The organism is Stenotrophomonas maltophilia group sp. LNF247, from assembly GCF_054083135.1.
The window spans coordinates 1-26,557 of record NZ_JBSRQL010000003.1 but is presented as its reverse complement, the minus strand read 5'-3'; the positions used below and the strand labels follow the sequence as shown (position 1 = coordinate 26,557).

The following is a 26,557-nucleotide window of genomic DNA, read 5'->3' as shown; positions in this document are numbered from 1 at the left end:
GGCGCGGAGGGGCGGGAGGTTTCTTACAGGCCGAACAGCATGCGGCCCGGGTTTTCCAGCTGGTTCTTGATGTCCACCAGGAACTGCACCGAGTCCTTGCCGTCGATGATGCGGTGGTCGTAGGACAGCGCCAGGTACATCATCGGCGCGATCACGACCTGGCCGTTCTGGGCGATCGGACGCTCCTTGATGGCGTGCATGCCCAGGATGGCGCTCTGCGGCGGGTTGATGATCGGGGTCGACAGCAGCGAACCGAAGGTGCCGCCGTTGGTCACGGTGAAGGTGCCGCCCTGCAGTTCCTCCAGGCCCAGCTTGCCGTCACGTGCCTTCTTGGCGTAGTCGGCGATGGTCTTCTCGATGTCGGCGAACGACATGCGCTCGACGTTGCGCAGGACCGGCGTGACCAGGCCCTTTTCGGTCGAGACGGCGATCGAGATGTCCGAGTAGCCGTGGTAGATGATGTCGTCGCCGTCGATCGAGGCGTTGACGAGCGGGAAACGCTGCAGCGCGTTGGCGGCGGCCTTCACGAAGAAGCTCATGAAGCCCAGCTTGATGCCGTGGGCCTTGACGAACTCGTCCTGCAGTTCCTTGCGCGCGGCCGAAACCTTGGACAGGTCGACTTCGTTGAAGGTGGTCAGCATGGCGGTGGAGTTCTTCGACTCCATCAGGCGCTCGGCAATGCGCTTGCGGATGCGGGTCATCGGCACGCGCTCTTCCGGACGAGCGCCACCGGCCTTGCCGGCGCCGCCGTTGCGGGCGAAGTTGACGATGTCTTCCTTGGTCACCGCGCCACGACGGCCGGTGCCGTCGACGTCGGCCGGGTTCACGCCTTCGGTGATGGCGGTGAAGCGGGCGCCCGGCGGCAGCGCGTCGGCGGCCGACTTGGCAGCCGGGGCCGGCGCAGCGGCAGCGGCCGGAGCAGCGGCGGCCGGTGCGGCTTCAGCCTTCTTCTCTTCAGCGGCCGGGGCCGGAGCCGCAGCTACGGCGCCTTCTTCGATGATCGCCACGACCTGGCTGGAGGTCACGGTATCGCCTTCCTTGAACTTGATTTCCTTGAGCACGCCGTCAACCGGCGACGGCACTTCCAGGACGACCTTGTCGGTTTCCAGGTCAAGCAGGTTTTCGTCGCGCTTGACGGCGTCGCCCACCTTCTTGTGCCAGGTGGCGATGGTGCCGTCGGCGACGGATTCGGGCAGTACCGGGGCTTTGACTTCGGTGGCCATTGCGGGAGCTTCCTGGTTTGTCTTCTAAATAGGGGGGGGAGTTATTCAGCGACCTGGTCGTTGAACGGGTTGACCAGTGCGTCGGCGATCAGCTGCTGCTGCTCGCGGACATGGTCAGCCATGTGACCGGCAGCCGGCGAGGCCGAACGTGCGCGACCGGCGTAGTGCAGGTTCTGGCCATCGGCCAGGCAGAACTGCAGGTGGTGGCGGATCTGGTACCACGCGCCCTGATTCTGCGGTTCTTCCTGCGTCCACACCACGTCGGTGGCCTTGCCGTACTTCTTCAGCTCGGCAGCCAGCAGCGCACGCGGGAACGGATACAGTTGCTCCACGCGGATGATCGCCACGTCGTCCTGGCCACGCTTGGTCTGGTCCTCCAGCAGGTCGTAGTAGACCTTGCCCGAGCACAGCACCACGCGCTTGACCTTCTTGGCGTCGGCATTGGCGTCGCCGATCAGGTGCTGGAACTCGCCGTTGGCCAGCTCGTCGAGCGTCGACACCGCCAGCTTGTGGCGCAGCAGGGACTTCGGCGACATCACCACCAGCGGCTTGCGGGTGGTCATGTGCAGCTGGCGACGCAGCATGTGGAAGGCCTGGGCCGGAGTCGACGGCACGACCACCAGCATGTTCTCCAGCGCGCACAGCTGCAGGAAGCGCTCCAGGCGCGCCGAGCTGTGTTCGGGGCCTTGCCCTTCATAGCCGTGCGGCAGCAGCAGGGTCAGGCCGGAAATGCGGCCCCACTTGGCTTCACCGGCGGCGATGAACTGGTCGATCACCACCTGGGCGCCGTTGGCGAAGTCGCCGAACTGGCCTTCCCAGATGCACAGCGTGTTCGGATCGGTGGTGGAGAAGCCGTATTCGTAGGCCATCACCGCTTCTTCGCTCAGCAGCGAGTCGATGACGGTGGCCTTCTCCGGCGAATCCACCAGCTGCCGCAGCGGCATGTAGTAGTTGTCGGTCTTCTGGTCGTGCAGGATCGCGTGGCGGTGCGTGAACGTACCGCGGCCGACGTCCTGGCCGACCAGGCGCAGTGCATGGCCTTCGTCGAGCAGGGTGGCGTAGGCCAGGTTCTCGGCAAAGCCCCAGTCGCCCGGAATCTCGCCGGCGGCCATCTTGCGGCGGTCGTCGTAGACCTTGGCCACGCGCGAGTGCAGCTGCACTTCGTCCGGGATGGTGTTGATCAGCCTGGCCAGTTCGACCAGCTTGTTCTTCTCGACCTTGGTCGAGACCGGGTCGGACAGCTTGCCTTCCAGCAGCTTCGGCCAATCGACGAACAGCGGGCTGCTCGGCGGGGTCTTCTCGACCTTGGCCAGTTCGGTGGTCACTTCACCGGCGTCCAGCTTCTCGCGGTAGGCATCGACCATCGCCTTGCCGGCACCGGCGGCGATCACGCCTGCCTTCTCCAGCTGCTCGGCGTACATCTCGCGGGTGGTCGGGTGCTTGCGGATCACCTGGTACATCAGCGGCTGGGTGATTGCCGGTTCGTCGGCCTCGTTGTGGCCCCAACGGCGGTAGCACATCAGGTCGATGACCACGTCCTTGGCGAACTTCTGGCGGAACTCGAAGGCCAGCTGCGCGGCGAACACCACCGCTTCCGGATCATCGCCGTTCACGTGCAGTACCGGCGCGGCGATCATCTTCGCCACGTCGGTGGCATAGCGCGTGGAGCGCGTATCCAGCGGGTTGGAGGTGGTGAAGCCCACCTGGTTGTTGACCACGATGTGCACGGTGCCACCGACGGCGAAGCCGCGGGCCTGCGACATCTGGAACAGCTCCATGACCACGCCCTGGCCGGAGAAGGCCGCGTCGCCGTGGATCAGGATCGGCATCACCTGCTTGCGGGCGGTGTCCTTGCGGCGCTCCTGGCGCGAACGCACGGAACCGGCCACGACCGGGTCGGCGATTTCCAGGTGCGACGGGTTGAACGCCAGCGCCAGGTGCACCGGGCCGCCTTCAGTGGCGACGTCGGCGGAGAAGCCCATGTGGTACTTCACGTCGCCGGCCGAAGCGTGCTCGTCGTGCTCGAACTTGCCCTCGAACTCGTCGAACAGCTTGCGCGGGTTCTTGCCCAGGGTGTTGACCAGCACGTTCAGGCGGCCGCGGTGGGCCATGCCGATCACCACGTCCTTGACGCCATCCTTGCCGGCGCTGCGGATGATGGTGTCCATCATCGGGATCAGCGAGTCGCCGCCTTCCAGCGAGAAGCGCTTCTGGCCGACGTACTTGGTGTGCAGGTAGCGCTCCAGGCCTTCGGCCGCGGTCAGGCGCTCCAGGGTGCGGCGCTGGGTGTCAGCGTCCAGCTGGTAGTTGCCACCGGCCGCTTCCAGCTTCTTGTAGATCCACTGGCGCTGCTCGACCTCGGAGATGTGCATGAACTCCGCACCGATCGAGCCGGTGTAGGTCGCCTTCAGGCGTGCCAGCAGGTCGCGCAGCTTCATGCGCGGCTGGCCGCCGACGCCGCCGGTGCTGAACTCGCTGTTGAGGTCGGCATCGGACAGGCTGTGGAACGGCAGGCCCAGGTCCGGGGTGTTGACCGGTGCGGCCAGGCCCAGCGGGTCCAGGCGGGCGTCGAGGTGGCCGCGGGAGCGGTAGGCGGTGATCAGACGACCGACATTGCGCTCGCGCTCGTCGCCCGCACCGCTGCCGGTGCCAGCTTTCAGCGCATCCTTGGCCGCGTCCGCGATGTGGGAGATGACGGCCGAGTGCGGAATGTCACCTGCTTCACGGCCCTTGAAGCCATCGAAGTAGGTTTTCCATTTGGGATCGACACTATCCGGGGAGACCAGGTACTGCTCGTACAGGTCCTCGACATAGGAGGCGTTGCCGCCGGCGAGTTGCGAAGATTGCGCAAACTGCTTCAGTTGATTGTCCACGATGGAGGGTGTTGATTCGCTTTGTGGGGTATGGCTTCAGAAGGACCCGGCAGGAATGATGAATAGCCCTGCGCGGGCGCGTTCAAACAGCCAAATTGTACCCCCAACGGGCCACGAAGGGGCATTGCCGCAGGCAACCCGCGTCCTCGGGTGCCGGTTCCAGACAGGTTGGGTCGGCGGCGCCGGCTCAGATGCCGAGCGCGCGCAGTTCGCTGCAATCGCGCGAACGGTCCCAGACACGCAGCAATTGCTGCTCGAACGGCTGCGAACGTGCAGGCAGTGCGATGCCGGCCTCGCCGTCGAGGCGATGGCCGATCAGACGAAAGTAGAAGTCGCCCGCATCGTTGAGCAGGCAGGCCGAGGCCAACGCACGGTCGACCGGATCGCTGACCTCGCGGAACCGGACCACGCTGGGCAGGCGCTGGGCCAGCGCCAGCAGTGGGGCGCCGGCAGCGGCGATCGCAGCGGCATCGTGCACGATCACCCGCAGCTGCTTGTCGTGGCGGGCAGTGACGAAGCGGCGCAGCGCGGCCTGCACCGTAGGCGTGTCGAGCAGGCCCGGGTCGAGCTGGCGGCTGTGCAGCCACAGCCGGCGACGGGCGCGGTGAATGACGGCGGTAGTGGCCGCCACGGCCTCGGCGCGGCTGTCGATGGCGCTGGCCGCGCCCAGCCGCCGCCGCATCTGCTGGTGGCCGATGCCGGCCTCCTCGAACACCTCGCCCTCGGGCAGGAAGCCCTGGCGGGCATAGAAGTCGCGGGCGGGCAGCTGGGCGTGCAGGTGCAGTTCGGCCAGGCCGAGCCGGCGCCCGGCCTCCACCAGTGCCTCCAGCAGGGCCTCACCGACGCCCTGGCTGCGATGGTCGGCCAGCACCGCCATGCGACCGATGCGGCCATCGGGGGCCAGGCGGCCGGTGCCGACCGGCAGGCCTTCGGCGTCCAGCGCCAGCACATGGGCGCTGACCGGGTCCAGCGCGTCGCGTTCCAGTTCGGCGGCGATGCCCTGTTCCTGCACGAACACGCGTTGGCGCACGTCGTGGATGGCAACGTGGGCGTCGGCGTGGCTGACCTGCTGGACCCGGACCATGGCGGCAGGGCTCAGGCGCGACCGTCGTCGCTGTCGTCTTCGTCGTGATCCTCGAAGTTGACGATGACCTCGATGCCGTCGTCGTGCACGGTCACGGTGTGGACATCGTCGGACACCGCGTCGGCGTCGATCGCGTCGACACGGTCACGGCCTTCAACCACTTCGCCGAGCACCACGGCGTCTTCGCCGTCATCCTCATCTTCAGCGTCATACACCTCGTTCGGATCGATCAGCTGGAACACGCCACCGGCCAACAGCTGCTGGACCACCGCGCGGCCCTTGTCGGACAGGCCGCGATAGGCGGCGGCATCGAGCTGCTCGGCGCCGGCCAGGCGCTGCGCGTCCTTCACCGGCAGCGCGAAGTCCTGGCCGCTGACGTACAGGCTGGCGCCACGCTTGGCCCGGCGCCAGGCCAGGCGCGCCCAGGGGTGACGCTGCAGCAGCAGGCCCGAGGCCAGGGCCTGGACCACTTCCTCCTGTGCGGGAGCGGCCTGGTGAGCCATCACTTCGCCGGCGGCGCGGTAGGTGGTGATGAAACGGCCGAACCAGTCACCCAGCTTGTCCGGGTCGTTCATGCGGATGGCGTTGAGCGCGGTGATCACCCGCGCCATCGCCACCGTGTCGATTTCATTCGGGTCGGCCGGCACCTTCAGGTCGGCATCCTGATAGCGGATGTTCTCGTCGGCATCGGCAATCAGGGTGTCCAGGTAGTCGCTGATCAGCTCGGCCGAAGAGGGCGCACGCATGCCGAAGGAGAAGGTCAGGCAGGGGTCTTCGGCGACGCCGTGGTGCGGCACGTTCGGCGGCAGGTAGAGCATGTCGCCCGGCGCCAGCACCCAGTCGTGGGTGGGCTTGAACACCTTCAGCAGCTTCAGCTCCACGTCCGGGCGGAAGCCCAGCGGCGGCTGCCTGCCCTTGATCGATTCGCTGGCATCGATCTGCCAGCGGCGATGGCCGTGGGCCTGCAGCAGGAACACGTCGTACTGGTCGACATGGGCGCCGACCGAGCCGCCGGTGGCGGCGAAGCTGATCATCACGTCATCCATGCGCCAGCGCGGCAGGAAGCTGAAGTGCTCGATCAGGGCGCGCACGTCCGGGTCCCACTTGTCCACGTCCTGCACCAGCAGGGTCCAGTCATGGTCGGGCAGGACGGGGAACACGTCTTCCTGGAACGGGCCGGTGCGCACGCGCCAGCCGTCCTGGGTCTTGTCGTGCTCGATCAGGCGCGCCAGCACGCCTTCCTCGCAGGCCAGCCCGGCCAGGTCTTCCGGCTGCACCGGGGTCTGGAAATTGGGGAAGGCGTTGCGGATCAGCAGCGGGCGTTTCTGCCAGAAGTCGCGCAGGAAGGTGGCCGGCGCCATGCCCAGCGGCTGGCCGGGGCGGGCGGTGACTTCGATCAGGGGGGCGGAGGACTTGCGGGCGGCCATGGGGGAATCCTTGCAGCGGAAAGCGGGAGGGGCGGCGCGGCGGGCCGCCAAGGTCTCCATTGTCCGACGTTCGTGGGGATTGCGCACGTGCGCGGGTTTGTCGCGGGGTGTCCGGCCAACGGCGGAGCCCCTCGTGGCGACAGCTTGGTAGGGTCGACTGTTAGTCGACCGGCTTCATGGGCTTGGCCGGGCGGGTGGGCCGCGCGGAGGACGCTGCAAGTACGTCCCTGTAAGCTTGGCCGCCGCATCCATGCGGCGGACACCCCCGCGCAGCCCACCCGCCCGGCCCCTGACAGTTTCCTGCGCGGCCCGCCACGGAATGGAAGAAGAAAATCAAAGGCAAGAGCGGGTCGCGCGCTGCGCTTGCTCGTGCATCTGTAGAGCCGAGCCCACGCTCGGCTTGCTGTTGGAACAAGCAGCCGAGCATGGGCTCGGCTCTACATCAGCGCGCCTTTACCAGCTTGTCTGTGGTCTATCTGGAGCTCAGAAAGGAGATGCAGGCGTGCAGCGACTCAATGTCAGGTGAGACCTTGCTCAAGCTGATATGAATGCGACTTTCCTGCACGTTAGGCCCAAGGGTTTGGGTGGGGCCCAGCTGCACGGCGAGGATGCCGTCGGCAAAAGTCATCTCGATGCTATCCGGATAGAAACCGGCGCCTTGGTCGCAGAACTCGAGATAGGTTCCGCCTTCTCCACACTCGCGTGTGATGTCCAGATACTGTCCCGTCTGGCCCCAACGGACAAAAAGGAAAGTGAGCTCATCGTCATCGATGGCCATATCCAGTTCGCTGGCCGTCACTTCAATCAATTGTGATGCGGTGGATGACATCCGCTGAACATATCAGTCAAGACCAACTTGAAGTACGACTGTTGAAGAGCTCCGTGGCCTGTATTGCCCGACGTGTAGACGGGCGGGAAAGTTGGCGCCGAAAACGACAAGAGGGGCGCGGCGAAGCCGCGTCCCTCTCTCAAATTCCGTCCCGACAACCGAATGCTCTTCGATCCGTCACCGGAAAGGGGCGCGCGCTGCGCTTGCTCGTGTAGAGCCGGGCCCACGCTCGGCTGCTTTTGCCATTGCGAAAAGCAGCCCGGCGTAGGCTTAGGGCTACAGGATCAGACACAGGTCGCAGAAACTACCAGGAAGTATCAAGACCGGGAGGAGATCTGTAGTTGTCGATCTGAAGATCGCCGTGTGATTTCAACTGAATGATCTGACAAGCGCCCGGGTTCCATACGATGAATACTCGTATAAGGAGAAGTCCTGTGCCTGGCACAGGATCCCTAAATGCTCAATGGCCTCGACCTTCTTCAGATTCTCAATGGTGTTCTCCCCACCCAGTGAAAGCAGTGGCTGGAATCCATAGCATTCACCGATCTCTAAGGGCCCAAGCTTCTTCCGTGCTCTGGAGAATAGCCGTCTGTCATCTTTGTCGTAAGCATCGATATCCTCTGCGTCGAGCATAAATGGGATCTCGATGGCATGTTCAAGATGCATTCCGGCATCTGTATCTCGTGCAGATGTCTCACACATCACTGAGCCATGCATAAGTTCTATCTCTCCGATGCCGAAGACTTCGTGATAGAAGAAAATATTGCCGAACGCACTATGGCAAAACGCATGGCAATTCGTACTGTTGAATTGCTCGTCGCGGTCGAACACTGCATCCAGAATGCCTTTGAAACTCCTGGGGTGGCATGTCTGGAGCTGGCCTTGCAGTGTGAAGAAAAAGCCCAGCTTAGCGAAGAGTTCGCGGAGTTGATCAGGAAGGGATGTTGGAAGTGAATTCCACTCGTCGCGGGTGAGCGAGCGACACAGCTTTGGGTGTCCATGCTCGTTGACGATGTAGTCAATTAGTTTACTCATTTCTGATCTGCAGTTTGGCCTTCGAATCTGCGGCGCGAATACGTCATCTGCCGGACTTGTTGATGGTCGAACGTATCAGGCAATACCGACGTTGGCCCGTTTTCAGAAACGGTCCCTCCGGCCTGCCTTGCCCCGGTGTGCGGCATGAAATGAGGATGGGAGCCAGAAACGACAAAAGGGACGCGGCGAAGCCGCGTCCCTCTTTCAAATTCCGTCCCGACAACCCAACGCTCTTCGATCCGTCACCGGACAACTGTCAGAGGTGGGGAGGGATGGGGTCGCGGGGGTGTCAGCCGCATGGATGCGGCTGCCAAGCCTCCACGGACGGATTCACGGCGTCCCCCGCGAACCCAACCCGCCCCGCCAAGCGCGACATAACCCAGAGCCGCCTTTGACGTTGCTGTTGCCTGCCGCAGGCAGCGCCCGCGGCCGCCGCCGCAACGGAAACCTCTTAGATCTTCTTCGCCAGCGACTCGGCCAGGCCGGTGTAGCTGCCCGGGGTCATCTCCAGCAGGCGCTGCTTCGCATCCGCCGGCAGCTCCAGCCCCTGCACGAACGCACGCATCGACTCAGCCGTGATGCCCTGGCCGCGGGTCAGCGCCTTCAGCTGCTCGTACGGGTTCGGCAGGCCATGGCGGCGCATCACCGTCTGCACGGCCTCGGCCAGCACTTCCCAGGCCGCGTCCAGATCGGCATCCAGGCGCTGCGGGTTCACTTCCAGCTTGCCCAGGCCCTTGGCCAGCGAATCCAGCGCCACCTGGCTGTGGCCGAACGCGGTGCCCAGTGCACGCAGCACGGTGGAATCGGTCAGGTCACGCTGCCAGCGGCTGATCGGCAGCTTCGCGCTGAAGTGCTCAAACAGCGCGTTGGCGATGCCGAAGTTGCCTTCGGCATTCTCGAAATCGATCGGGTTGACCTTGTGCGGCATCGTCGACGAGCCGACTTCGCCTTCCTTCAGGCGCTGCTTGAAATAGCCCAGCGAGATGTAGCCCCAGATGTCGCGAGCCAGATCGATCAGGATGATGTTGGCGCGGCGTGCGGCATCGCCGATCTCGGCCACGTTGTCGTGCGGCTCGATCTGCGTGGTGTACGGGTTGAATACCAGGCCCAGGCCGGTCACGAAGCGCTCGGCGAAGGCCGGCCAGTCCACGTCCGGGTAGCTGGCCACGTGGGCGTTGTAGTTGCCGACGGCACCGTTGATCTTGCCGGTCAGTTCGACCGCGGCGATCTGCCCGCGCTGGCGTTCCAGGCGAGCGACCACGTTGGCCAGCTCCTTGCCCAGCGTGGTCGGCGAGGCGGTCTGGCCGTGGGTGCGCGACAGCATCGGCTGGCCGGCCTGGGCGTGGGCCAGGCTGCGCAGGGTGCTGGCGATGCCGTCCAGGGTCGGCAGCAGCACCTCGCGGCGGGCCTGTTCCAGCATCAGGCCGTAGCTGAGGTTGTTGATGTCTTCGCTGGTGCAGGCGAAATGCACGAATTCCAGCGCCGGGGCCAGTTCGGCGTCGTCCTTCAGCTGTTCCTTGATGAAGTACTCCACCGCCTTGACGTCATGGTTGGTGGTGCGCTCGATCTCCTTCACGCGCGCGGCCTGGGCCGGGCTGAAGCGGGCGGCCAGGTCGCGCAGGCGGGCGACGGCGGCGTCGGAGAACGGCGCCAGTTCGACGATGCCCGGTTCGGCGGCCAGCGCCAGCAGCCATTCCACCTCGACCGTGATGCGGGCCTTGATCAGGCCGTATTCGGAGAAGATCGGGCGCAGCGCGTCGACCTTGCCGGCATAGCGGCCATCGAGCGGGGACAGGGCGAGCAGGGCGGAATCGGACATGTCGGCAGGGCTGGGACGAGCGGCGGGGCCGATATTCTACGACGTGCCGGCGGGGCGTGCCCTGTAGAGCCGAGCCCACGCTCGGCTGCTTCGGAGAATCCGGCGGCCTGCGGGACGCCGAGCGTGGGCTCGGCTCTACAACACGGCCCTGCGGACGGAACGTTCTGGCCCGTCCTCGTCATCCCACGCTGCGGACAAGAGAGTATCGTTGGCGCAGCCGCCAGCCCGGGAAGCGACACCCTGCCAGCCGCCGCTTCCCTTTCCCCAACTGAAGTAGTGCGGAGTTGATGCAATGAGCAAAGCTGCAAGCAAGGGTTTCAGAATCGAACACGACAGCATGGGCGAGCTGCAGGTGCCTGCGGACGCCCTGTGGGGCGCCCAGACCCAGCGTGCCGTGCAGAATTTCCCGGTGTCGGGCCAGCGCATGCCGCGCGGTTTCATCCGTGCCCTGGGCCTGGTCAAGGGCGCTGCCGCCGGCGTCAACGCCGAGCTGGGCCACCTGCCGAAGAACGTGGCCAAGGCTATCCAGACCGCTGCTGCCGAAGTGGCCGCCGGCAACTGGGACGCGCACTTCCCGATCGACGTCTACCAGACCGGTTCGGGCACGTCGTCGAACATGAATGCCAATGAGGTCATCGCCACCCTGGCCAACCGTGCCGGCAAGGCGGGCAAGACCACCGTGCATCCCAATGACCACGTCAACCAGGGGCAGAGCTCCAACGACGTGATCCCGACCGCGCTGCGCGTGTCGGCGGTGCTGGCGACGCACGAACAGCTGCTGCCGGCGCTGGTGCACCTGCGCAAGACCCTCGACAAGAAGGGCCGCAGCCTGCGCAAGGTGGTCAAGACCGGCCGTACCCACCTGATGGACGCGATGCCACTGACCTTCGAGCAGGAGTTCGGCGCATGGTCGGCGCAGCTGGCCTCGGCGCAGGAGCGCATCGAAGACAGCCTCAAGCGCGTGCGCCGCCTGCCGCTGGGTGGCACCGCCATCGGCACCGGCATCAATGCCGACCCGCGCTTCGGCGCGCAGGTGGCCAAGGCACTGAAGCAACAGACCGGTTTCAAGTTCGACAGCGCCGAGAACAAGTTCGAGGGCCTGGCCGCGCAGGATGATGCCGTGGAACTGTCGGGCCAGCTCAATGCACTGGCCGTGGCGCTGATCAAGATCGCCAATGATCTTCGCTGGATGAACGCCGGTCCGCTGGCCGGGCTGGGCGAGATCGAACTGCCGGCACTGCAGCCGGGCAGCTCGATCATGCCGGGCAAGGTCAACCCGGTGATTCCGGAAGCAACCGTGATGGCGTGTGCGCAGGTGATTGGCCACCATACCGCGATCACCGTGGCCGGGCAGACCGGCAACTTCCAGCTCAACGTCACCCTGCCGCTGATTGCGGTGAACCTGCTGGATGGCATCGGCCTGCTGGCCAATGTGTCGCGGCTGCTGGCCGACAGCGCGATTGCCGGGCTGAAGGTGCGCCAAGACCGTGTTGCCGAGGCGCTGTCGCGCAATCCCATCCTGGTCACGGCGCTGAACCCGATCATCGGCTACGAGAAGGCAGCGGCCATTGCCAAGCGTGCCTACAAGGAACAGCGCCCGGTGCTGGACGTCGCGCTGGAAGACAGCGGCCTGCAGGAAGCGGAACTGCGCCGCCTGCTGGACCCCACCGCGCTGACTGCCGGTGGCATCCACGCGGGGGGCGGTGGCGGCGGCGGTTGATGCGCCGGTCGTAGGGCCGAGCCCATGCTCGGCTGCTTCCTGGACCTGAGCCGGGCATGGGCTCGGCTCTACAAGAGGAAACGCCGCCCAGGGGGCGGCGTTTTTTCAGCGACGGTCGGCGACGATGTTGCCGAAGGTGTCGGTGTAGTCCTTGAACTCGGGGATGCGCTGGACCAGGTCGGCCGGGATCACTTCCATGCCTTCCGGCGGCTGGATCTTCACCGGTTGCATGTTGGGATCGGCCGGGGCGGCGACCAGGGTGTTCTGGCGCAGTACCTGCAGCCGGCCGAACATCGTCTGCAGCATCTGCTTCTGCCCTTCGTCGAGCGGGATCTGGATCTCGTCCACCTTCATCGTGCCATCGCCGAGGATGATGATGTTCGGTGCCGGCGGGCGACGCACGGTCACCATCCCTTCGCTGACGGAAATCTTGGGCTTGCCGCGCTCGGCGCGGTGGTTGCGGTAATCCTTGTCACAGCCGACCAGGCCCAGGCAGAGCAGGGCGGCCAGCAGCAGGAACAACTTCTTCATGGCATTCGGTTCGGGGGCGTCCGGGGCCGACATTGTAAGCCGGTCGGCACGTTACGGCCGGCAGCGGGGCGCCGCTGCCGGCCGGGTGCGCTGATCTGTCACAGGCCTAGCGCTGGACCACGGTGTCCTTGCCGCAGTCGTCGACGTCACTCTGGTCCATCGTGGCGTACGGCCTGAACGCGGGCAGCGATGCGGCCAGCGCCTGCTGGCTGGCCAGCATCGCCGGCATGCGGTTGCAGATGCGCTTGGCCTGGGCTTCGATCTTCTCCGCCTCGGCATTGATCCGCTTCTCGATGCCCTCGCTGTCGCCGCTGAAGATGCCCTTCAGGGCCTCTCCGGCAGCACTGGCGCCGAGCTTGGCACCGGCCAGGCCGACATCCATGCCGTCCATTGCAATGGCAACGACGTGGCCGCGGTATTCCAGCAGCTGCCGGCGCTGGGCCTCATCGGCCGGCACTTCCTTGCCGCCGATCAGCAGCCGCCCGTCCGGCGTGATCTCCGCACGCGGCTGCTTGTCGGCCGAGATCTTGATGTTGCCCTGGGCGATGTCCTTGCGGGCATCGTCCATGGCCTCCTTGACCGTCTGGCCGACCCCGCTGGTCGCCTCGGCCACGCTTTTGCCGACGGTGGTATCAGGCGTGGAGGACGTGCCGCCGCAGGCGATCAGCGGCAGGCACAGCAGGGTGGCAGGCAGCAGGCGCAACAGGTTCATGGTGTTCCCCTGGTGGTGTCTGGAAAAGGGTTACTTGCTGCGCGGCAGGGTGACCCGGCCGCTGACGTTGCGATGATCGACGTCACCGCTGCCGCTGCGATCGACGGTCAGGGTGCCGCGCACCCCGTCGACGTGGATGTCGCCCGAACCGTGGCTGCGGACATGCACATTGCCGCCGATATCGGCCAGATCGACCCCGCCGGAGCCGACCACGCCCACTTCAACGCTGCCCTGCACACGCTTGAACTCGATGTCACCCGAGCCCACGGTATCCAGCCGCGCGTTGCCACGCACATCGGTGATCTTCAGGTCACCGGAGCCGACGGTACCGGTGCTGGCGTCGCCGGTGATGTTGCGTACGGTGACGTCGCCGGAACCCAGCGACAGCAGGTTCAGGGAGCCGCCGCCATCGATGTTGAGGTCGCCCGAACCCACTGCGGCGTGAATGCTGCCACGGGTTCCGCGGGCCACGGCGTCACCGGAACCGACGTCCACGCTGAGTGACTGCGCGTTTTCCACGCTGGCATCGCCGGAGCCGACCTTCAGCTGCAGCGGCAGGTTGTCCGGCACGCTGCCACGGATGTCCAGCCAGGCATAGCTGCTGCCCAGGCTGATGCCGCTGTCGCGGCCTTCGCGGCGCAGGCTGACCACCAGCTTGTCGCCTTCCTTCCGCTGATCCAGCACCAGCTGGTCCAACCATTCCTGGCTCGAGGCGCAGGCGCGACCATCCAGCTGGCCACCGCCCTTGCTGGCGACCACCTTCAGGTCATGCTGGTTCACCTCGAACACCACCGCCTTGGCGCCGGATGTCTCCAGCTTCAACGTACGGGCAGCGGTGAACTTGCAGTTAGGGGCATCGGCGGCCAGCGCCGACAGCGGCAACAGCAACAACGCAGAACAGGCGAGCAGGGAACGCATGGGTGGTGCCTCCGGATGGGTGGAGTCAGATCTCGCCGGCGCGCTTGCGCAGGCGGATGGCGAGGAAGATGAACACTGCACCGACGGCCGCACCGATCCACAGTTCCGGCATCGCCAGCGACTTCAGCTGCGAGGCAGGGGACATCAGGCTGACCACCGAGTCCAGATCGCGGCGCGACCCTTCACCTGCGCCGAGGCGATACAGCAGGTCCATGCCGGGTACGCCGCCCAGCAGCAGGCGGCCGACGATGTTCTGCCAGAACCAGCCGGTGGTCAGACCGAACAGCGGCATGATCTTGGTGGTGCTGACGATGACGCCGGCAAACAGCGGCAGCATCACCGCCCACAGGAACGGCTTGCTCTTGGCCCAGGCCGAGCACAGCAGCAGCCAGCCGGCGGTGGGCAGGGCCCACAGCGCGTAGACCGGAATCCAGCTCAGGTGGCCGGCAGCCAGGGTCAACGGGCTGGCCGGGCCCCAGATCAGGGTCATCGGGCTGCCACCGTGCATCAGCGCGACGATGCTGATGACCAGCATGAAGCCGAGCATGGTGATGATGCCAGCGATCACCGCGATCAGCGGGGCCACGATCAGCGCACTGATCAGCTTGGACAGCACCGTCTGGGTGTCCGACAGCGGCAGCGACTTCCAGAACAGGATGCTGCGGTCGCGGCGGTCATCGTACAGGGCGCCCAGGCAGTAGAAGAACACCACGAAGGCCAGGACCAGGAATGGCCACGCCGAGCTGAGCACGAGGGTCAGGTCGAGGCCGTTACCGAGATCGGCCAGGTCCTTGGCACTGATGTCGCGGGTGAGCAGCGCCAGGTCCAGGCCATTGATGTTCACATCTTCGCCGTCGATGTGCAGGCCGCCGTCGCGCGCGGCACGATGCAGCGCGAACAGGCCGAACGCGATGCCGATGGTGCTCATCACCAGCGAGATCAGTCCGGCGATCAACGGTGCATAGAGGAAGCCGCCGCGGTTCTCCCAATACTCGCGCTTGAGCAGCCAGCGCAGGGTGCCGATCGGGCTGACGGGGTGGTTGACGGCGTTCATGCGTAGGTCCCCTTCATGATGGCGACGAACAGGTCGGCCAGGCCCGGGATGCGGGTCTCGCCGAGGGAGGAAAGCTGGGCGCGCGGCACGCCATCGAACAGCATCACCGTCTTGCCGAACGCCAGGCTGCGCTCGTCGATCGGCTTCAATGCGCGGGCGGTGTCCAGCTGTTCGGCATTGACCAGCAACTCGGTATAGCGCTGGCCGACGTCGTCCATTTCAGCGTCGAGCACGATGCGGCCATCACGGATGAACATGACGTCGCTGAGGATATGCTCGATTTCCTCCACCTGGTGGGTAGTGACGATGATCGTCTTCTGTTCGTCGAAGTAGTCTTCCAGCAGGCGCTGGTAGAACTCCTTGCGGTACAGGATGTCCAGGCCCAGTGTCGGCTCGTCCAGCACCAGGATGCGGGCATCGATGGCCATCACCAGCGCCAGGTGCAGCTGCACGATCATGCCCTTGGACAGCTCCCGCACGCGCTGCTTCGGCTGCAGCTTGGTGTTGGCCAGGAAGCGTTCGCAACGGGCGCGGTCGAAGCGCGGGTGAACGCCAGCGACGAAGTCGATCGCTTCGCGGACCTTCAACCAGCGCGGCAGCACGGCGACGTCAGCGATGAAGCAGATGTCATTCATCAGTTCGTCGCGGTGCAGTCGCGGGTCACGCCCGAGCACGCTCAGGTCCCCCTCCACCGAGGTCAGGCCAAGAATGGCCTTCAGCGCGGTGGTCTTGCCGGCGCCATTGGGCCCGATCAGGCCGACGATGCGCCCGCTTGGGATGCTGAAGCTGGCGTTGTCGAGGGCAACCGTGGTCTTGTAGGCCTTGCGCAGGCCTCGGGCGGTGATGACCGCTTCACTTGCAGTGCTCTTCATCAGACTTTCCCCTGGGGCAGCAATTCGTCGAGGCTCAGGCCCAGGCGCTGGATGCGCTCCAGGACCGCCGGCCATTCTTCGTTGAGGAAACGGTCGCGCTCGCTGCTTCGCAGCTGCGTAGCCGCCTGCTCGGTCATGAACATGCCCAGGCCGCGGCGCTTCTCCACCAGGCCTTCGTCAGCCAGTTCCTGGTAGGCGCGCGAAACGGTGATGGGGTTGAGTTGATAGTCGGCGGCCACCTGGCGCACCGAAGGCAGGGCATCGCCCGGCTTGAGGATTCCGTCGAGCATCATGGCGATCACGCGCTCCTTCAACTGACGGTAGATGGGAGCGCCGTCGCTCCACTGGATGTCGCTCATGTTCAGCTCCGTGGGATCAGCGGCTGGGCGAACGAGAAATACGGCATGGACAGCGCGCTGTGCAGCCGACGCGGGGGAGGGGGGGAGGAGGGGGTGGCATTCCCTGCCGGGGAGAGCGTCGCGTCCTGCGCACTTTCGGCAGCGGCAGAAGCAGGGGCGGTGGGCGTGGCCCACCAGGCCAGCACGAGCAGGGTCGAAACAGCGACGGCCGCGTGTGCGGTGAGGTTGCGACGGATCCGGACGTTCATGGCTTCCCCCTGTCTCAGGTGACTGGTGTTGTATGCAACTATAACACCGGCACGCCGGGGTGCAAGCCCCCACATCACCCAACTGATGGCAGGGGCGGTCAAGAACGCGCCATATCCATCCAGGCAATTGATAATAAAGGAAAAATGTTTGGTAAAACCGGCTTCCCTGACCGCCTTCCATTCAATCACGTCAATCCTATGTCAATGACGACGCGCCGCGGCCGTTTCCCACAGGCTGTCGCCAAGCCCGGCAAAGCTGTGCCACGGCGGGGCCGACAGGTGCCACAGGGCCCGGTGCTATAGTTCGGCCGATTCCCGGCCGATGCTGGCCGGACCCTTGAAACGGCTATTGCGGAACGTTCCCATGCCCCTGTCGACCGCCTTCCCGCACCGCTTCCGCGGCCTGTCCCTGTTGACTCTGCTGGCCCTCGGCCTGGCAGCCTCGGCCAATGCGCTGGCCGCCGACCTGCTCGACGTCAGCTATCGGCCGCTGGCTGGCAAGCAGCAGGTCAACCTGCAGCAGCGCTACCACGGCCAGGTGCTGCTGGTGGTCAATACCGCCAGCAAGTGTGGCTATACCCCTCAGTACGAAGGCCTGGAGGCGCTGCACAGGCAGTACGCCGGCAAGGGCTTCGCGGTGCTCGGCTTCCCGTCCAACGATTTCAAGGGCCAGGAGCCCGGTGACGAGAAGCAGATCCAGGACTTCTGCACCCTGACCTACGGCGTCAGGTTCCCGATGTTCGAGAAAGTGCATGTGGTCGGTCCGCAGGCCACGCCGCTGTACCAGCGGCTGACCGCAGCGACCGGCGTTGCGCCGGCCTGGAACTTCCACAAGTACCTCGTGGGCCGCGATGGCAAGGTCATCGCCCAGTTCGCCAGCAAGGTGACGCCGGACGATCCGCAGCTGATCGCGGCCATCGACAAGGCGCTGGCGGCCGCCGCCACGCATTGATATCCGGCACGCATGCCTCGACATCGACGGCATGCGTGCGACAATGATCCTTTTCGCGCCGACGTCGGCGCCCAGACACTTCCAGGAATGCAGCGAATGAAGATGGGAATGCGCGGCGCCGCGGCGTCGGTTCTGATTCTGGCGATGGGCACTTCGGGTGTCGCTCTGTCGCAACAACCGGCTGCCCCCGCAGCCGCCAAGGAGACCGCAACCTTGAATTCCCCCAAGCAGAAGCTGGGCTACGCCATCGGCCTGGACGTGGCCAAGTCGTTCACTCCGATCGCCGATGAGATCGACGTGGCCGCGCTGCGCACCGCCGTGGAGCGTTCGTTCGAAGGCCTGCAGCCGCAGATCACCCAGGAACAGGCCAAGGCCACCGACGCGGCCCTGCGCCAGGTCGTGATGGCCCGCAGCGGCCAGCAGGTGCCGGGCGTGGCGCCGGGTTCGCAGCCGCCGAAGGTCGACCGCGTCAAGGTCTCGCAGATGATCGGTTCCTACTCGGTGGGCCCGTCGCTGGCGCAACTGAAGGATGACATCGACGTCGCCTCGCTGTTTGACGCGATCAGCACCGGCCTGAGCAAGGGACAGCCGAAGATGACGGAAGCTGACGCGACCGCCACCATTCAGGCCTTCATGGGCAGCAAGCAGGCCGAAATGCAGGCCAAGGCCGCCGCCGCTGCGCAGACCAACCGCGAGGAAGGCAATGCGTTCCTGGCCAAGAACAAGACCCAGCCGGGCGTGGTGACCACCGCGTCGGGCCTGCAGTACCAGGTGATCCGCCCGGGTAGCGGCGAGCGTCCGCTGCCGAGCAGCAAGGTGCGCGTGAACTACGAAGGCAAGCTGCTCAACGGCACCGTGTTCGACAGTTCCTACGGCCGCCAGCCGGCTGAGTTCGGCCTGGACCAGGTGATCAAGGGCTGGACCGAAGGCGTTGCGCTGATGCCGGTCGGTTCGAAGTACCGCTTCTGGATTCCGGGCGAACTCGCCTACGGTGAGAACGGCACTCCCGGCGGCCCGATCGGCCCGAACGCGACTTTGACGTTCGACGTCGAGCTGCTGGGCGTCCTGCCGTAAGTCATCGAGGAGCGAATACGGATATGCGCGTTGCGATTTTTGGTACGGGTTACGTTGGACTGGTGACCGGTACCTGCCTGGCCGATGTCGGTCATCAGGTGGTCTGCGTCGATATCGACCAGGCCAAGGTAGATGGCCTCAACCAGGGCGTCATTCCCATCTATGAGCCTGGCCTGGAGCCGATGGTGAAGGCCAACCACGCCGCGTCGCGGCTGGCATTCACTACCGATGCCGCGTCGGCGATCGCGCATGGCCAGGTAGTGTTCATCGCCGTGGGTACCCCGCCGGACGAGGATGGCAGCGCCGATCTGCAGTACGTGCTGGCCGTTGCCCGTACCATCGGCCGGCACATGAGCGTGCCCACCGTGGTGGTCAACAAGTCGACGGTGCCGGTGGGTACCGCCGACAAGGTGCGCGCCGCCATTGCCGAAGAGCTGGCCGCGCGTGGCGCGGACATCACCTTCGACGTGGTGTCCAATCCGGAATTCCTGAAGGAAGGCGACGCAGTCGCCGATTGCATGCGCCCGGACCGCATCATCATCGGTGCGACCAGCGATGAGTCGGTAGCGGTAATGCGCCGCCTGTACGCGCCGTTCAACCGCAACCACGACCGCGTGGTCGAGATGGACGTGCGTTCGGCCGAGCTGACCAAGTACGCCGCCAATGCGATGCTGGCAACCAAGATTTCATTCATGAACGAAATCGCCAACATTGCCGAACGCGTCGGTGCCGACGTCGAGCAGGTCCGCCAGGGTATCGGCTCGGACCCGCGCATCGGCTGGCACTTCATCTACCCGGGCGCCGGCTACGGCGGCTCGTGCTTCCCGAAGGACGTGCAGGCATTGGCCCGTACGGCCCAGCAGCATGGCCTGGAGCCGAAGCTGCTCAATGCAGTGGAAGCGGTCAACGATGCACAGAAGGGCCATCTGTTCGCCCTCATCCAGCGTCATTACGACAAGGGCGAGGACGAAGGGGTGCGCGGCAAGACCTTCGCCGTGTGGGGCCTGGCCTTCAAGCCGAACACTGATGACATGCGTGAAGCCTCCAGCCGTCGCCTGCTGGCGCAGCTGTGGGAAGGCGGTGCCACGGTGCGTGCCTACGATCCGGAAGCAATGCACGAATCGCAGCGCATCTTCGGCGAACGCGATGACCTGGTGTTCTGCAGCAATGCTGACGAAGCGCTGCAGGGCGCGGATGCCCTGGTCGTGGTGACCGAGTGGAAGCAGTTCCGCAGTCCCGATTTCCAGAAGCTGCGCGAGCAGCTGAAGGACGCGGTGGTGTTCGACGGCCGCAACCTCTATGAGCCGGCCGAAGTGGAAGCCGCCGGCCTGGCGTACTACGGCATCGGCCGGGGGCGTTCGCTGCATGTCTGATCTACCGACCGAACGCGAGCAGGCGCTGGAAGCGCGCCTGGTCGAGTTGGAGATGCGCGTGTCCTTCCAGGAACAGGCGCTGGCCGAGTTGAGCGATGCGCTGGCTGATGCCCGCATGCAGGGCATGCGCAATGCCGATGTGCTGCGCGTCCTGCTGGAGGACCTGGGCAAGGTCCGCAACGCACTGAATTCTTCCGATCCGGCGAGCGAACCGCCGCCGCCGCACTACTGATCCGAATCCTATGAGCGATACCCTCCGCGACCAGCTGATGGGCCTGGGCTTCAAGCCCGCGCCCAAGCCCGAGCGCAAGAATGATGGCCCCCGCCGTGACGGCCGCCCGCAGGGCAAGGGTGGCAACGGCAATGCAAAGCCGCAGGGCGCAGGCAAGGGCGAGCACAAGCCCGGCGAGCGTCGCGGGCATGGCCATGGTGGGGCGGGCAAGCCCGGTGGGCAGGCGCGTGGTGGCCAAGGGCAGCAGGGGCCGCGCAAGCCGCGCAGCGCCGAAGAGATGGACCTGGCCAAGGCCTATGCGATCCGTGCGCAGCGGGAGAAGGAAGAGCGCATCGAGGCCGAGCGCCTGAAGCAGGAAGAAGCACGCGTGCGCCGTGAGGCGAAGGCCAAGCTGGAAGCGCTGCTGCAGGGCAAAAGCCTCAATGCCGAGGAGGCGGACATTGCCCGCCACTTCCCGTACGGCGGCAAGATCAAGCGCATCTACGTGACCGCCGAACAGCTGACCGCGCTCAATGCGGGTGAACTGGGCGTGGTCCAGCTCAACGGCCGCTACCTGCTGGTGACCGCCGAGGTGCTGGCACAGTGCGAGGCAGTGTTCGCCCCGTCGGTGGCGCTGAAGGTCGATCCGAATGCGCCGGCCGAGGAAGATCCGTACGCGGACCCGCAGTACCAGGTGCCGGACGACCTGGTCTGGTAAACGCGTGATCGCCGTGGGCGCGTTGCCCCCGCGGCCGCGGAGGAAGGGATGACCGCTGATCCAAGCCGCGGCTACGTGCCGCACATTGACGGCCTGCGCGCGATCGCCGTGCTGGCTGTCATCGTGTTCCACCTGGACCCGGGCTGGTTGCCGGGCGGGTTTACCGGCGTGGACGTGTTTTTCGTCATCTCCGGTTTCGTGGTCAGCGCGTCGGTACATCGGCTGCCGCCGCTGTCGCTGGGGCAGTCGATGCTGCGCTTCTATGCGCGCCGCATCCGTCGTATCGCACCGGCGCTGCTGGCGTGCGTGTTGCTGACCGCTGTGGCGAGCGTGCTGTTCATTCCTGAGTCGTGGCTCAGCGAAGCCAGCGACAAGACGGGGCTGATGGCGTTGTTCGGATTCAGCAACTGGGTGCTGGCGGCGATCGGCAACGATTACTTCGCGCCCAAGGCCGAATTCAATCCCTACACCCATACCTGGTCGCTTGGTGTGGAAGAGCAGTTCTACCTGCTGTTCCCGTTGCTGTTCCTGGCCTGGGCACGTGGCGCGCGCGGGCGCTGTATCAGCCTGGGCCTGTTCGCACTGGTCAGCATGGCATCGCTGCTGCACGCTGCGGTGCTGGGTCTGCGCGAGGCGCCGCCATCGTGGGCGTTCTACGCCACCAGCACCCGTCTCTGGCAACTGGGCGTGGGCGTGCTGCTGTTCCAGCTGCTGCACGTGCGGCAATCGCTGGACCCCGCAACCAGTCAGGCACTGAAGCGCGCTGCGCCGGTGTTTTCCCTGCTGGCCATGATGGCGCTGGTCCTGCTGGGGTGGGCTCTATGGTCCTCGCGTGCCGGGCGCTCGCCGTGGCCTGACGGCCTGCTGCCGGCCTTCGCCACCGCAGGCCTGCTTTGGACGCTGCATCATCATCCGCAGGCATGGGTGGCGCGGCTGCTCGCCAGCGCTCCGATGCGCCGCATTGGCCTGCTGTCGTACTCGCTGTATCTGTGGCACTGGCCGGTGTTCGTGCTGATGCGCTGGACCGTGGGCCTGCGGACACCACCGCAGATGATCGCTGCGATGGTGCTGGTGCTGCTGCTGTCATGGGTATCGTGGCGCTGGGTCGAGCAACCCTTCCGCGGCCCGTTGTCGCAGCGCCTGCGTCCAGGCCGGTGGGTGCTGAGCGGCGCAGTCGTACTGCTGTGCGCCGCCGGCATCCAGGCATTGCTCTACCTGCAGGCGCCGCGGCTGTCGCTGAGTACCGTCAGCCGGCATCCAGCCGATTGGTATCCCAATGGCGAGAGTGTGGCGGGTGATTATCCCGATTGTGCTCTGGTGGCCGCGAAGCATCGATTCGAAGGCGGCAGTGCGCGCACCTTTACCCGTGGAAACTGCGACCGTCCGCTGCCGGCCGGTGCGCCGAAGCGGGTGTTTGTTGCCGGCGATTCGCATGCGATGGCCTACATCGAGCTGCTGCAGCGCCTGGCGCTGGAAACCGGCTCTGAGGTCTCCCTCTATGGCCGTGGCGGATGCCCGCAGGTGAGCCTGCAGAAGTGGCGCGGTGCCGGGGCCGGTTGCACCGATTTCGACGCAGCGGTGTTTGCCGACATCGCGCAGCGCGCGCAGCCGGGGGACGCCGTGGTTCTGGTATCGCTGCGGGTGCCGCGCCTGTCCGATCAGTTCGTGCTGTTCGATGCGCAGGCGCAGCTGGAGGGCGAACTGACAGCGGAGGCCACGGCAGGGCGTGAGGCCGAAGCGGCCGAGGCGATCAAGCAGTGGAAGCCTCTGGCCGAGCGCGGTGTGCGCATCGTGCTGGAGGCACCTAAACCGGTGCTGCCGGCGCCCCCCTATCGCTGCTCGGACCGCTTCAATGCGCGCAACGAGGTCTGCCGCAACGGGCTGGACAGCACGCGCGTCGCGATGGAAACGTTGCGGGCACCCATGCTGGGCAGCCTGCGGCAGGTGGTCGATGGACTGCCGGGGGGCGTGCTGTGGGACCCGCTGCCGGTGCTGTGCGACGACGCGCTATGTCCCGCGCAGCGCGATGGCCGCCCGCTGTTCTTCGATGGCGATCATCTCAGCGCGCATGGCAACCGCGTGCTGCTGCCTTCGCTGCAGCAGGTGTTGCTGCAGCGCTGAACCGGAGCGTTGTCAGTGTGCGCCGTGGGTCCGGCGCGCGCGTATCAGCGGCAGGCTCAGCGCGAAGAAGCAGAGCAGGGCGCCGATCAGGGCAAACCCGCTACCCGCCAGGAACGCGGTGCGGCCATCGTCGATCTTCCACAGCTGGCCGGCAATAAGCGCGCCCAGCACCCCGCCGACACCCGACGAGAATCCATAGAGCAGTCCCTGGCCGTGGCCATTGAGACGACCGGGGAAGTAGGTCGCCAGCATCTGCATCGCCGCCGCGAAGAACGCGGCAAAGCCCAGCGCGTGCGCGGTCTGCGCCAGCAGCATTACCGGCAGGTTCTCCGGGAACAATGCGGTCACGGCCCAGCGCAGGCAGGAACTGACCAGTGCGATCAGCAGCATCCAGCTGGCGTCGTAGTGGCGGAAGAAGCGGCCGATGGTGAAGAACACGCCCACTTCGAAGACCACGCCGATGGTCCACAGCAGGCCCAGGGCGGAGGTACGGTAACCGTGATGGTCCATGTAGACCGAGAAGAACGTGTAGTACGGGCCGAACGACAGCTGCTCCATGAACGCGGCCAGGAAGAACGCCAGCACCGGCGGTCGGCGCACGATCTGCCAGAAGCCGCTGGCATCCCCCGCCGTCCTGCCGATGTCGCGCGCGTAGTGGTTGCTGAAGGCCGAGGCAACCAGCAGCACGAACAGGGGCAGCATCATCCAGGGCAACAATCCGGCGTGGCTGCCGGCGCCATCGCCTTCGATCAGCCAGCCGAACAGGGTGACCACGGCGATGAAACCGAGCGAGCCCCAGACCCGGATAAGCCCGTAGCGATGGCTGTCGGTGCCCAGGTGGGTGAGGGTGATCGACTCGAACTGCGGCATCACCGCGTTGTAGAAGAAGCAGAACACGATCATCGCCGGGTACATCCACGGCTGCGGCAGGGGCTGCAGGAAGGCGGCGAAGCTGAGCAGGGTCAGCACGCAGCCGACGCGCAGTAGGCGGATCGGTCGCGGTGATGCGGCCGCCAGCGAGGTCCAGGCACTGGGTGCGATGACGCGGGTGGCGTACCACAGGCCCATCATCACGCTGATCGCGGTCACGCTCATCCCGCGCGCGGTCAGGAACAGGCTCCAGTACGGCGTGAACGCGCCGAGCGCCGCGTAGTAGAACAAGTAGAAACTTGAGAGGCGGGCAACGGGAACGGTCATCGCGGGAATAATGCACGGTAGCGCCGGGCCATGCCCGGACAACGCCTGCGCCGGCGACACCGGCTTGGGCGTGGCCAGGGTGACCGTGCCCTGCACCCCCGGTGCGATCACGTAGTTCTGGCCCAGCATGTCACCGAGGATGGCCTTGACCACCGCATGCACCGATTCGCCTTCGAAATTGAAGGTTGCTTCACCGGTGCTGGCGCCATGCAGTGCCGGTGCCGGTGCGCGTGCTGCTTCGCGGTTGATCATGGTGCCGGTGCCACGGCGGATCACCGCCTGCGGAGCGCCCTGCGCGTCACGGGCAGCATCCGCGGCGACATTGGCCGCCTGGCCGGCCTCGGCAGTGGGCGACAGATTGCCCTTGCGCTGCACGTGCGGCGCGGACACGGTGCTGCAGCCGACCAGCAGCGCGAGGGCAAAGGACCAGGGAAGGAAACGCAGGCTCATGCATTCACTCTATCGGTTGGTGCCATCGCCCGGGGGCGGCGACGGTTGTTGCTGCTGTTGTTGTTGCTGCAGCTGGCGGCGACGGGCCTGGATGCGTTCGCGGATGGCCTGCATCTGCGCTTCGCTGGGGCCGTTGTTGGTGGCAGGCGGTGTGGCGGCCGCCGCAGCCGAGGGCGCTGGCGTACTGGCAGCAGGCGACGGCGATGGGGTTGCCGCAGCCGGCGGCGGTGTCGGCGGAGCACCTGCCGGGGGCGGCACAACGATCGCACCTGCCGGCGGCGCACCGTTGGCGCCGCGCAGCACGGTCGGCGGCTCACCGCCCTGGCCGTTGAAGACCGCCAGTTCCAGCACCTGGTTGCCACCGGGGCCGATCACGGTGGCCTGGCGCGGCTGCAGTGCCACCAGCTGCCAGCCGTCGACGGCTTCACCGTTGAGGCGCAGGCGCAACGAACGGTTCTGTTCGGTGGTGAAGGTGGCCATGCCGAAGTCGCCGGTCAGCAGCACGCCGGTCAGGCGCAGCGCGGCGCTGGCGGCAGGCTCGCTGCCACCGAGCAGATAGGGCTTCGGCCTGCGGTCCTCGGCGAACAGCGGTCGCTCGCCGATGGCACTGTAGCTGTCGGCGCTGGCCATGCGTTCTGCGGCCAACGGCGGCAGCACCGGCAACGAAGGCACCGCATCGGCATCGCCATCCGCACCTGGCAGCTGGCTGCCCAGGCCGAAGCCGGTGGCCAGCCAGACCGCTGCCGCCCAGCCGGCCAGTGCCAGCAGGAAACCGGTGCGCAGGCTGATCTGCTCAAGCTTCATCGGCCACCTCCTGCCCCTCTTCCGGCGCAGCCGGTGAGGGTGCCGGTGCAGCCGAAGGCGGTTGCGGCGCCGCGCCCGGCTCGGCTGCCGGGGCCGCCGCAGCGCCATCGGCAGCGGCACCGGGCAGCAGGTAACCGGCCAGTTCGAACGACACGTCCAGGCCGAGCCCGGATTCATTCGGCGACTGCTGGAAGCGCTGCGCGATCAGGTTGAGGTTGTCGACGAACAGGCGCGGGCTGCCGGTTTCCAGGCTGTGCAGCACCGTGGCCAGTTCGGCCACACCGCAACGCAGGCGCACCTGCATGGCCACGCGCACGAACTCGGCGTCACGACGGTTGTCGGCCAGTGGCGTGCGGTTGCTGATGGTGCAGCTGCGGTTGCCCGGGCTGGCCATCGCCACCGCATCCTGCAGCCTGGCGCCAAGCGCAGCGGCTGCAGCTTCGGCGGTGGCTTCACGCAGGAAGCCCGGCCGCTGCTGCAGTGCCTCGCGGGTGGCGCGCAGGCGTTGTTCGATCTGCGGCTGCTGCTGCAGCTGCGCCTGCACGCGCTGTTCGCGCTCGCGCAGGGCGGCCACGTCGGCGTCGATTTCACGCAGTGGCCGGGTGAACCAGGGGTGCACCAGCAGCAGGTAGGCCAGGCCCAGCACTGCCAGCAGCAGCGCCAGTGCCAGCCAGCGGTCACGGCGTGCGCTTGGCATCGGCATCGGCCGCCTCCCGGGCCGGGGCTGCAGCCGGCAACGGCTGCAGTTCGGCAGTCATGGTGAAACGGTCACGGCCGCTGGCAGCACCATCGGCCTGCAGTACGCCGGTCAGATTGACCTTGCGCCACTGCGGTGCGTCCTGCAGCAGCTGCACCAGCTGCGACGCCTCGCGGCTCAGGCCGATCAGCTGCAGGTTGTTGTTCTCGATGGCCAGCTTTTCCAGATAGGTGCCCTCCGGCAGGCGCCGGGTCAG

General features: G+C 66.1%; 25 protein-coding genes and 1 pseudogene. 7 read left to right on the top strand and 19 right to left on the bottom strand.

What is annotated here, in order from left to right:
- Nucleotides 1-23 precede the first annotated feature (23 nt).
- The 7 genes from sucB to purB form a co-directional block, all read right to left on the bottom strand.
- Entirely contained in the window at nt 24-1,223 is a 1,200-nt protein-coding gene (gene sucB, locus ACTXG9_RS03750) for a dihydrolipoyllysine-residue succinyltransferase (protein WP_019660411.1), read from the bottom strand.
- 41 nt (nt 1,224-1,264) lie between these two features.
- Nucleotides 1,265-4,096: a 2-oxoglutarate dehydrogenase E1 component gene (locus tag ACTXG9_RS03745; protein ID WP_019660410.1), complete on the bottom strand. Its 2,832-nt coding sequence runs from the start codon at nt 4,094-4,096 to the stop codon at nt 1,265-1,267.
- A 187-nt stretch (nt 4,097-4,283) separates the two neighbouring features.
- Nucleotides 4,284-5,180 carry a GNAT family N-acetyltransferase gene (locus ACTXG9_RS03740; RefSeq protein WP_456115731.1) on the bottom strand — a complete coding sequence of 299 codons (897 nt, stop codon included), beginning with the start codon at nt 5,178-5,180 and terminating at the stop codon, nt 4,284-4,286.
- An 11-nt stretch (nt 5,181-5,191) separates the two neighbouring features.
- Nucleotides 5,192-6,607, bottom strand: a complete 1,416-nt coding sequence (locus ACTXG9_RS03735; RefSeq protein WP_111104472.1) for a ribosomal protein uL16 3-hydroxylase — start codon at nt 6,605-6,607, stop codon at nt 5,192-5,194.
- A gap of 472 nt (nt 6,608-7,079) precedes the next feature.
- Nucleotides 7,080-7,436: a hypothetical protein gene (locus tag ACTXG9_RS03730; protein WP_134735989.1), complete on the bottom strand. Its 357-nt coding sequence runs from the start codon at nt 7,434-7,436 to the stop codon at nt 7,080-7,082.
- 369 nt (nt 7,437-7,805) lie between these two features.
- Nucleotides 7,806-8,471 carry a T6SS immunity protein Tdi1 domain-containing protein gene (locus tag ACTXG9_RS03725; RefSeq protein WP_111098025.1) on the bottom strand — a complete coding sequence of 222 codons (666 nt, stop codon included), beginning with the start codon at nt 8,469-8,471 and terminating at the stop codon, nt 7,806-7,808.
- Between the two features lie 451 nt (nt 8,472-8,922).
- Nucleotides 8,923-10,290 (bottom strand): adenylosuccinate lyase, encoded by a 1,368-nt coding sequence (purB, locus tag ACTXG9_RS03720; RefSeq protein ID WP_111101755.1) that lies wholly within the window; start codon nt 10,288-10,290, stop codon nt 8,923-8,925.
- A 292-nt stretch (nt 10,291-10,582) separates the two neighbouring features.
- Between purB and ACTXG9_RS03715 the strand changes: the two genes are divergently transcribed.
- Nucleotides 10,583-12,010, top strand: coding sequence for a class II fumarate hydratase (locus tag ACTXG9_RS03715; RefSeq protein WP_111101754.1), 1,428 nt, complete (start codon nt 10,583-10,585; stop codon nt 12,008-12,010).
- 105 nt (nt 12,011-12,115) lie between these two features.
- Here the strand turns inward: ACTXG9_RS03715 and ACTXG9_RS03710 are convergent, their stop codons facing one another.
- From ACTXG9_RS03710 to ACTXG9_RS03680, 7 genes are all read right to left on the bottom strand, one after another.
- Entirely contained in the window at nt 12,116-12,541 is a 426-nt protein-coding gene (locus ACTXG9_RS03710) for a hypothetical protein (RefSeq protein ID WP_032953534.1), read from the bottom strand.
- A gap of 106 nt (nt 12,542-12,647) precedes the next feature.
- Nucleotides 12,648-13,253, bottom strand: a complete 606-nt coding sequence (locus ACTXG9_RS03705) for a YggN family protein (protein ID WP_021202712.1) — start codon at nt 13,251-13,253, stop codon at nt 12,648-12,650.
- A 30-nt stretch (nt 13,254-13,283) separates the two neighbouring features.
- Nucleotides 13,284-14,171: a DUF4097 family beta strand repeat-containing protein gene (locus ACTXG9_RS03700; RefSeq protein ID WP_111099345.1), complete on the bottom strand. Its 888-nt coding sequence runs from the start codon at nt 14,169-14,171 to the stop codon at nt 13,284-13,286.
- A gap of 25 nt (nt 14,172-14,196) precedes the next feature.
- Nucleotides 14,197-15,225, bottom strand: a complete 1,029-nt coding sequence (locus ACTXG9_RS03695; protein ID WP_019660402.1) for an ABC-2 transporter permease — start codon at nt 15,223-15,225, stop codon at nt 14,197-14,199.
- The gene (locus ACTXG9_RS03690) at nt 15,222-16,097 is read right to left on the bottom strand and encodes an ABC transporter ATP-binding protein (protein ID WP_019660401.1); all 876 of its coding nucleotides are present in this window, start codon (nt 16,095-16,097) and stop codon (nt 15,222-15,224) included. Before ACTXG9_RS03690 ends, ACTXG9_RS03695 begins: the two co-directional genes overlap by 4 nt.
- The gene (locus tag ACTXG9_RS03685) at nt 16,097-16,456 is read right to left on the bottom strand and encodes a GntR family transcriptional regulator (protein ID WP_006453095.1); all 360 of its coding nucleotides are present in this window, start codon (nt 16,454-16,456) and stop codon (nt 16,097-16,099) included. The genes ACTXG9_RS03690 and ACTXG9_RS03685 overlap by 1 nt, the downstream gene beginning before the upstream one ends.
- A 2-nt stretch (nt 16,457-16,458) precedes the next feature.
- The gene (locus ACTXG9_RS03680) at nt 16,459-16,704 is read right to left on the bottom strand and encodes a hypothetical protein (protein WP_032955307.1); all 246 of its coding nucleotides are present in this window, start codon (nt 16,702-16,704) and stop codon (nt 16,459-16,461) included.
- Nucleotides 16,705-17,068: 364 nt separating this feature from the next.
- Here ACTXG9_RS03680 and ACTXG9_RS03675 point away from each other — a divergent pair, with 364 nt between their 5' ends.
- The 6 genes from ACTXG9_RS03675 (at nt 17,069) to ACTXG9_RS03650 (ending at nt 23,153) form a co-directional block, all read left to right on the top strand.
- On the top strand, nt 17,069-17,656 hold the full coding sequence (locus tag ACTXG9_RS03675) for a glutathione peroxidase (protein WP_019660400.1): 588 nt from the start codon (nt 17,069-17,071) through the stop codon (nt 17,654-17,656).
- A gap of 96 nt (nt 17,657-17,752) precedes the next feature.
- Nucleotides 17,753-18,730 carry an FKBP-type peptidyl-prolyl cis-trans isomerase N-terminal domain-containing protein gene (locus tag ACTXG9_RS03670; protein ID WP_019660399.1) on the top strand — a complete coding sequence of 326 codons (978 nt, stop codon included), beginning with the start codon at nt 17,753-17,755 and terminating at the stop codon, nt 18,728-18,730.
- Nucleotides 18,731-18,753: 23 nt separating this feature from the next.
- The gene (locus tag ACTXG9_RS03665) at nt 18,754-20,103 is read left to right on the top strand and encodes a UDP-glucose dehydrogenase family protein (RefSeq protein WP_019660398.1); all 1,350 of its coding nucleotides are present in this window, start codon (nt 18,754-18,756) and stop codon (nt 20,101-20,103) included.
- Nucleotides 20,096-20,335, top strand: a complete 240-nt coding sequence (locus ACTXG9_RS03660; protein ID WP_019660397.1) for a SlyX family protein — start codon at nt 20,096-20,098, stop codon at nt 20,333-20,335. The genes ACTXG9_RS03665 and ACTXG9_RS03660 overlap by 8 nt, the downstream gene beginning before the upstream one ends.
- Nucleotides 20,336-20,345: 10 nt before the next feature.
- Complete coding sequence (locus ACTXG9_RS03655; RefSeq protein WP_021202714.1) at nt 20,346-21,032, top strand: DUF2058 domain-containing protein; 687 nt, start codon at nt 20,346-20,348, stop codon at nt 21,030-21,032.
- Nucleotides 21,033-21,080: 48 nt separating this feature from the next.
- Nucleotides 21,081-23,153, top strand: a complete 2,073-nt coding sequence (locus ACTXG9_RS03650) for an acyltransferase family protein (protein WP_111102663.1) — start codon at nt 21,081-21,083, stop codon at nt 23,151-23,153.
- A gap of 12 nt (nt 23,154-23,165) precedes the next feature.
- Here ACTXG9_RS03650 and ACTXG9_RS03645 read toward each other — a convergent pair whose 3' ends face one another.
- The 5 genes and pseudogenes from ACTXG9_RS03645 to ACTXG9_RS03625 all read right to left on the bottom strand — a co-directional run.
- Nucleotides 23,166-24,350: an MFS transporter gene (locus tag ACTXG9_RS03645; protein WP_111102661.1), complete on the bottom strand. Its 1,185-nt coding sequence runs from the start codon at nt 24,348-24,350 to the stop codon at nt 23,166-23,168.
- Nucleotides 24,351-24,386: 36 nt separating this feature from the next.
- A pseudogene (locus ACTXG9_RS03640) lies at nt 24,387-24,800 on the bottom strand (type II secretion system secretin GspD); the annotation flags it as partial.
- 9 nt (nt 24,801-24,809) lie between these two features.
- Nucleotides 24,810-25,604 carry a hypothetical protein gene (locus tag ACTXG9_RS03635; protein WP_010482014.1) on the bottom strand — a complete coding sequence of 265 codons (795 nt, stop codon included), beginning with the start codon at nt 25,602-25,604 and terminating at the stop codon, nt 24,810-24,812.
- A complete protein-coding gene (gene gspM / locus ACTXG9_RS03630; protein WP_241745020.1) occupies nt 25,594-26,301 on the bottom strand; it encodes a type II secretion system protein GspM in 708 nt (235 codons plus the stop codon). The genes ACTXG9_RS03635 and gspM overlap by 11 nt, the downstream gene beginning before the upstream one ends.
- Nucleotides 26,282-26,557, bottom strand: a 276-nt coding sequence (locus ACTXG9_RS03625) for a PilN domain-containing protein (RefSeq protein ID WP_457654774.1), incomplete at its 5' end; no start/stop codon positions are given. The genes ACTXG9_RS03625 and gspM, both read right to left, overlap by 20 nt.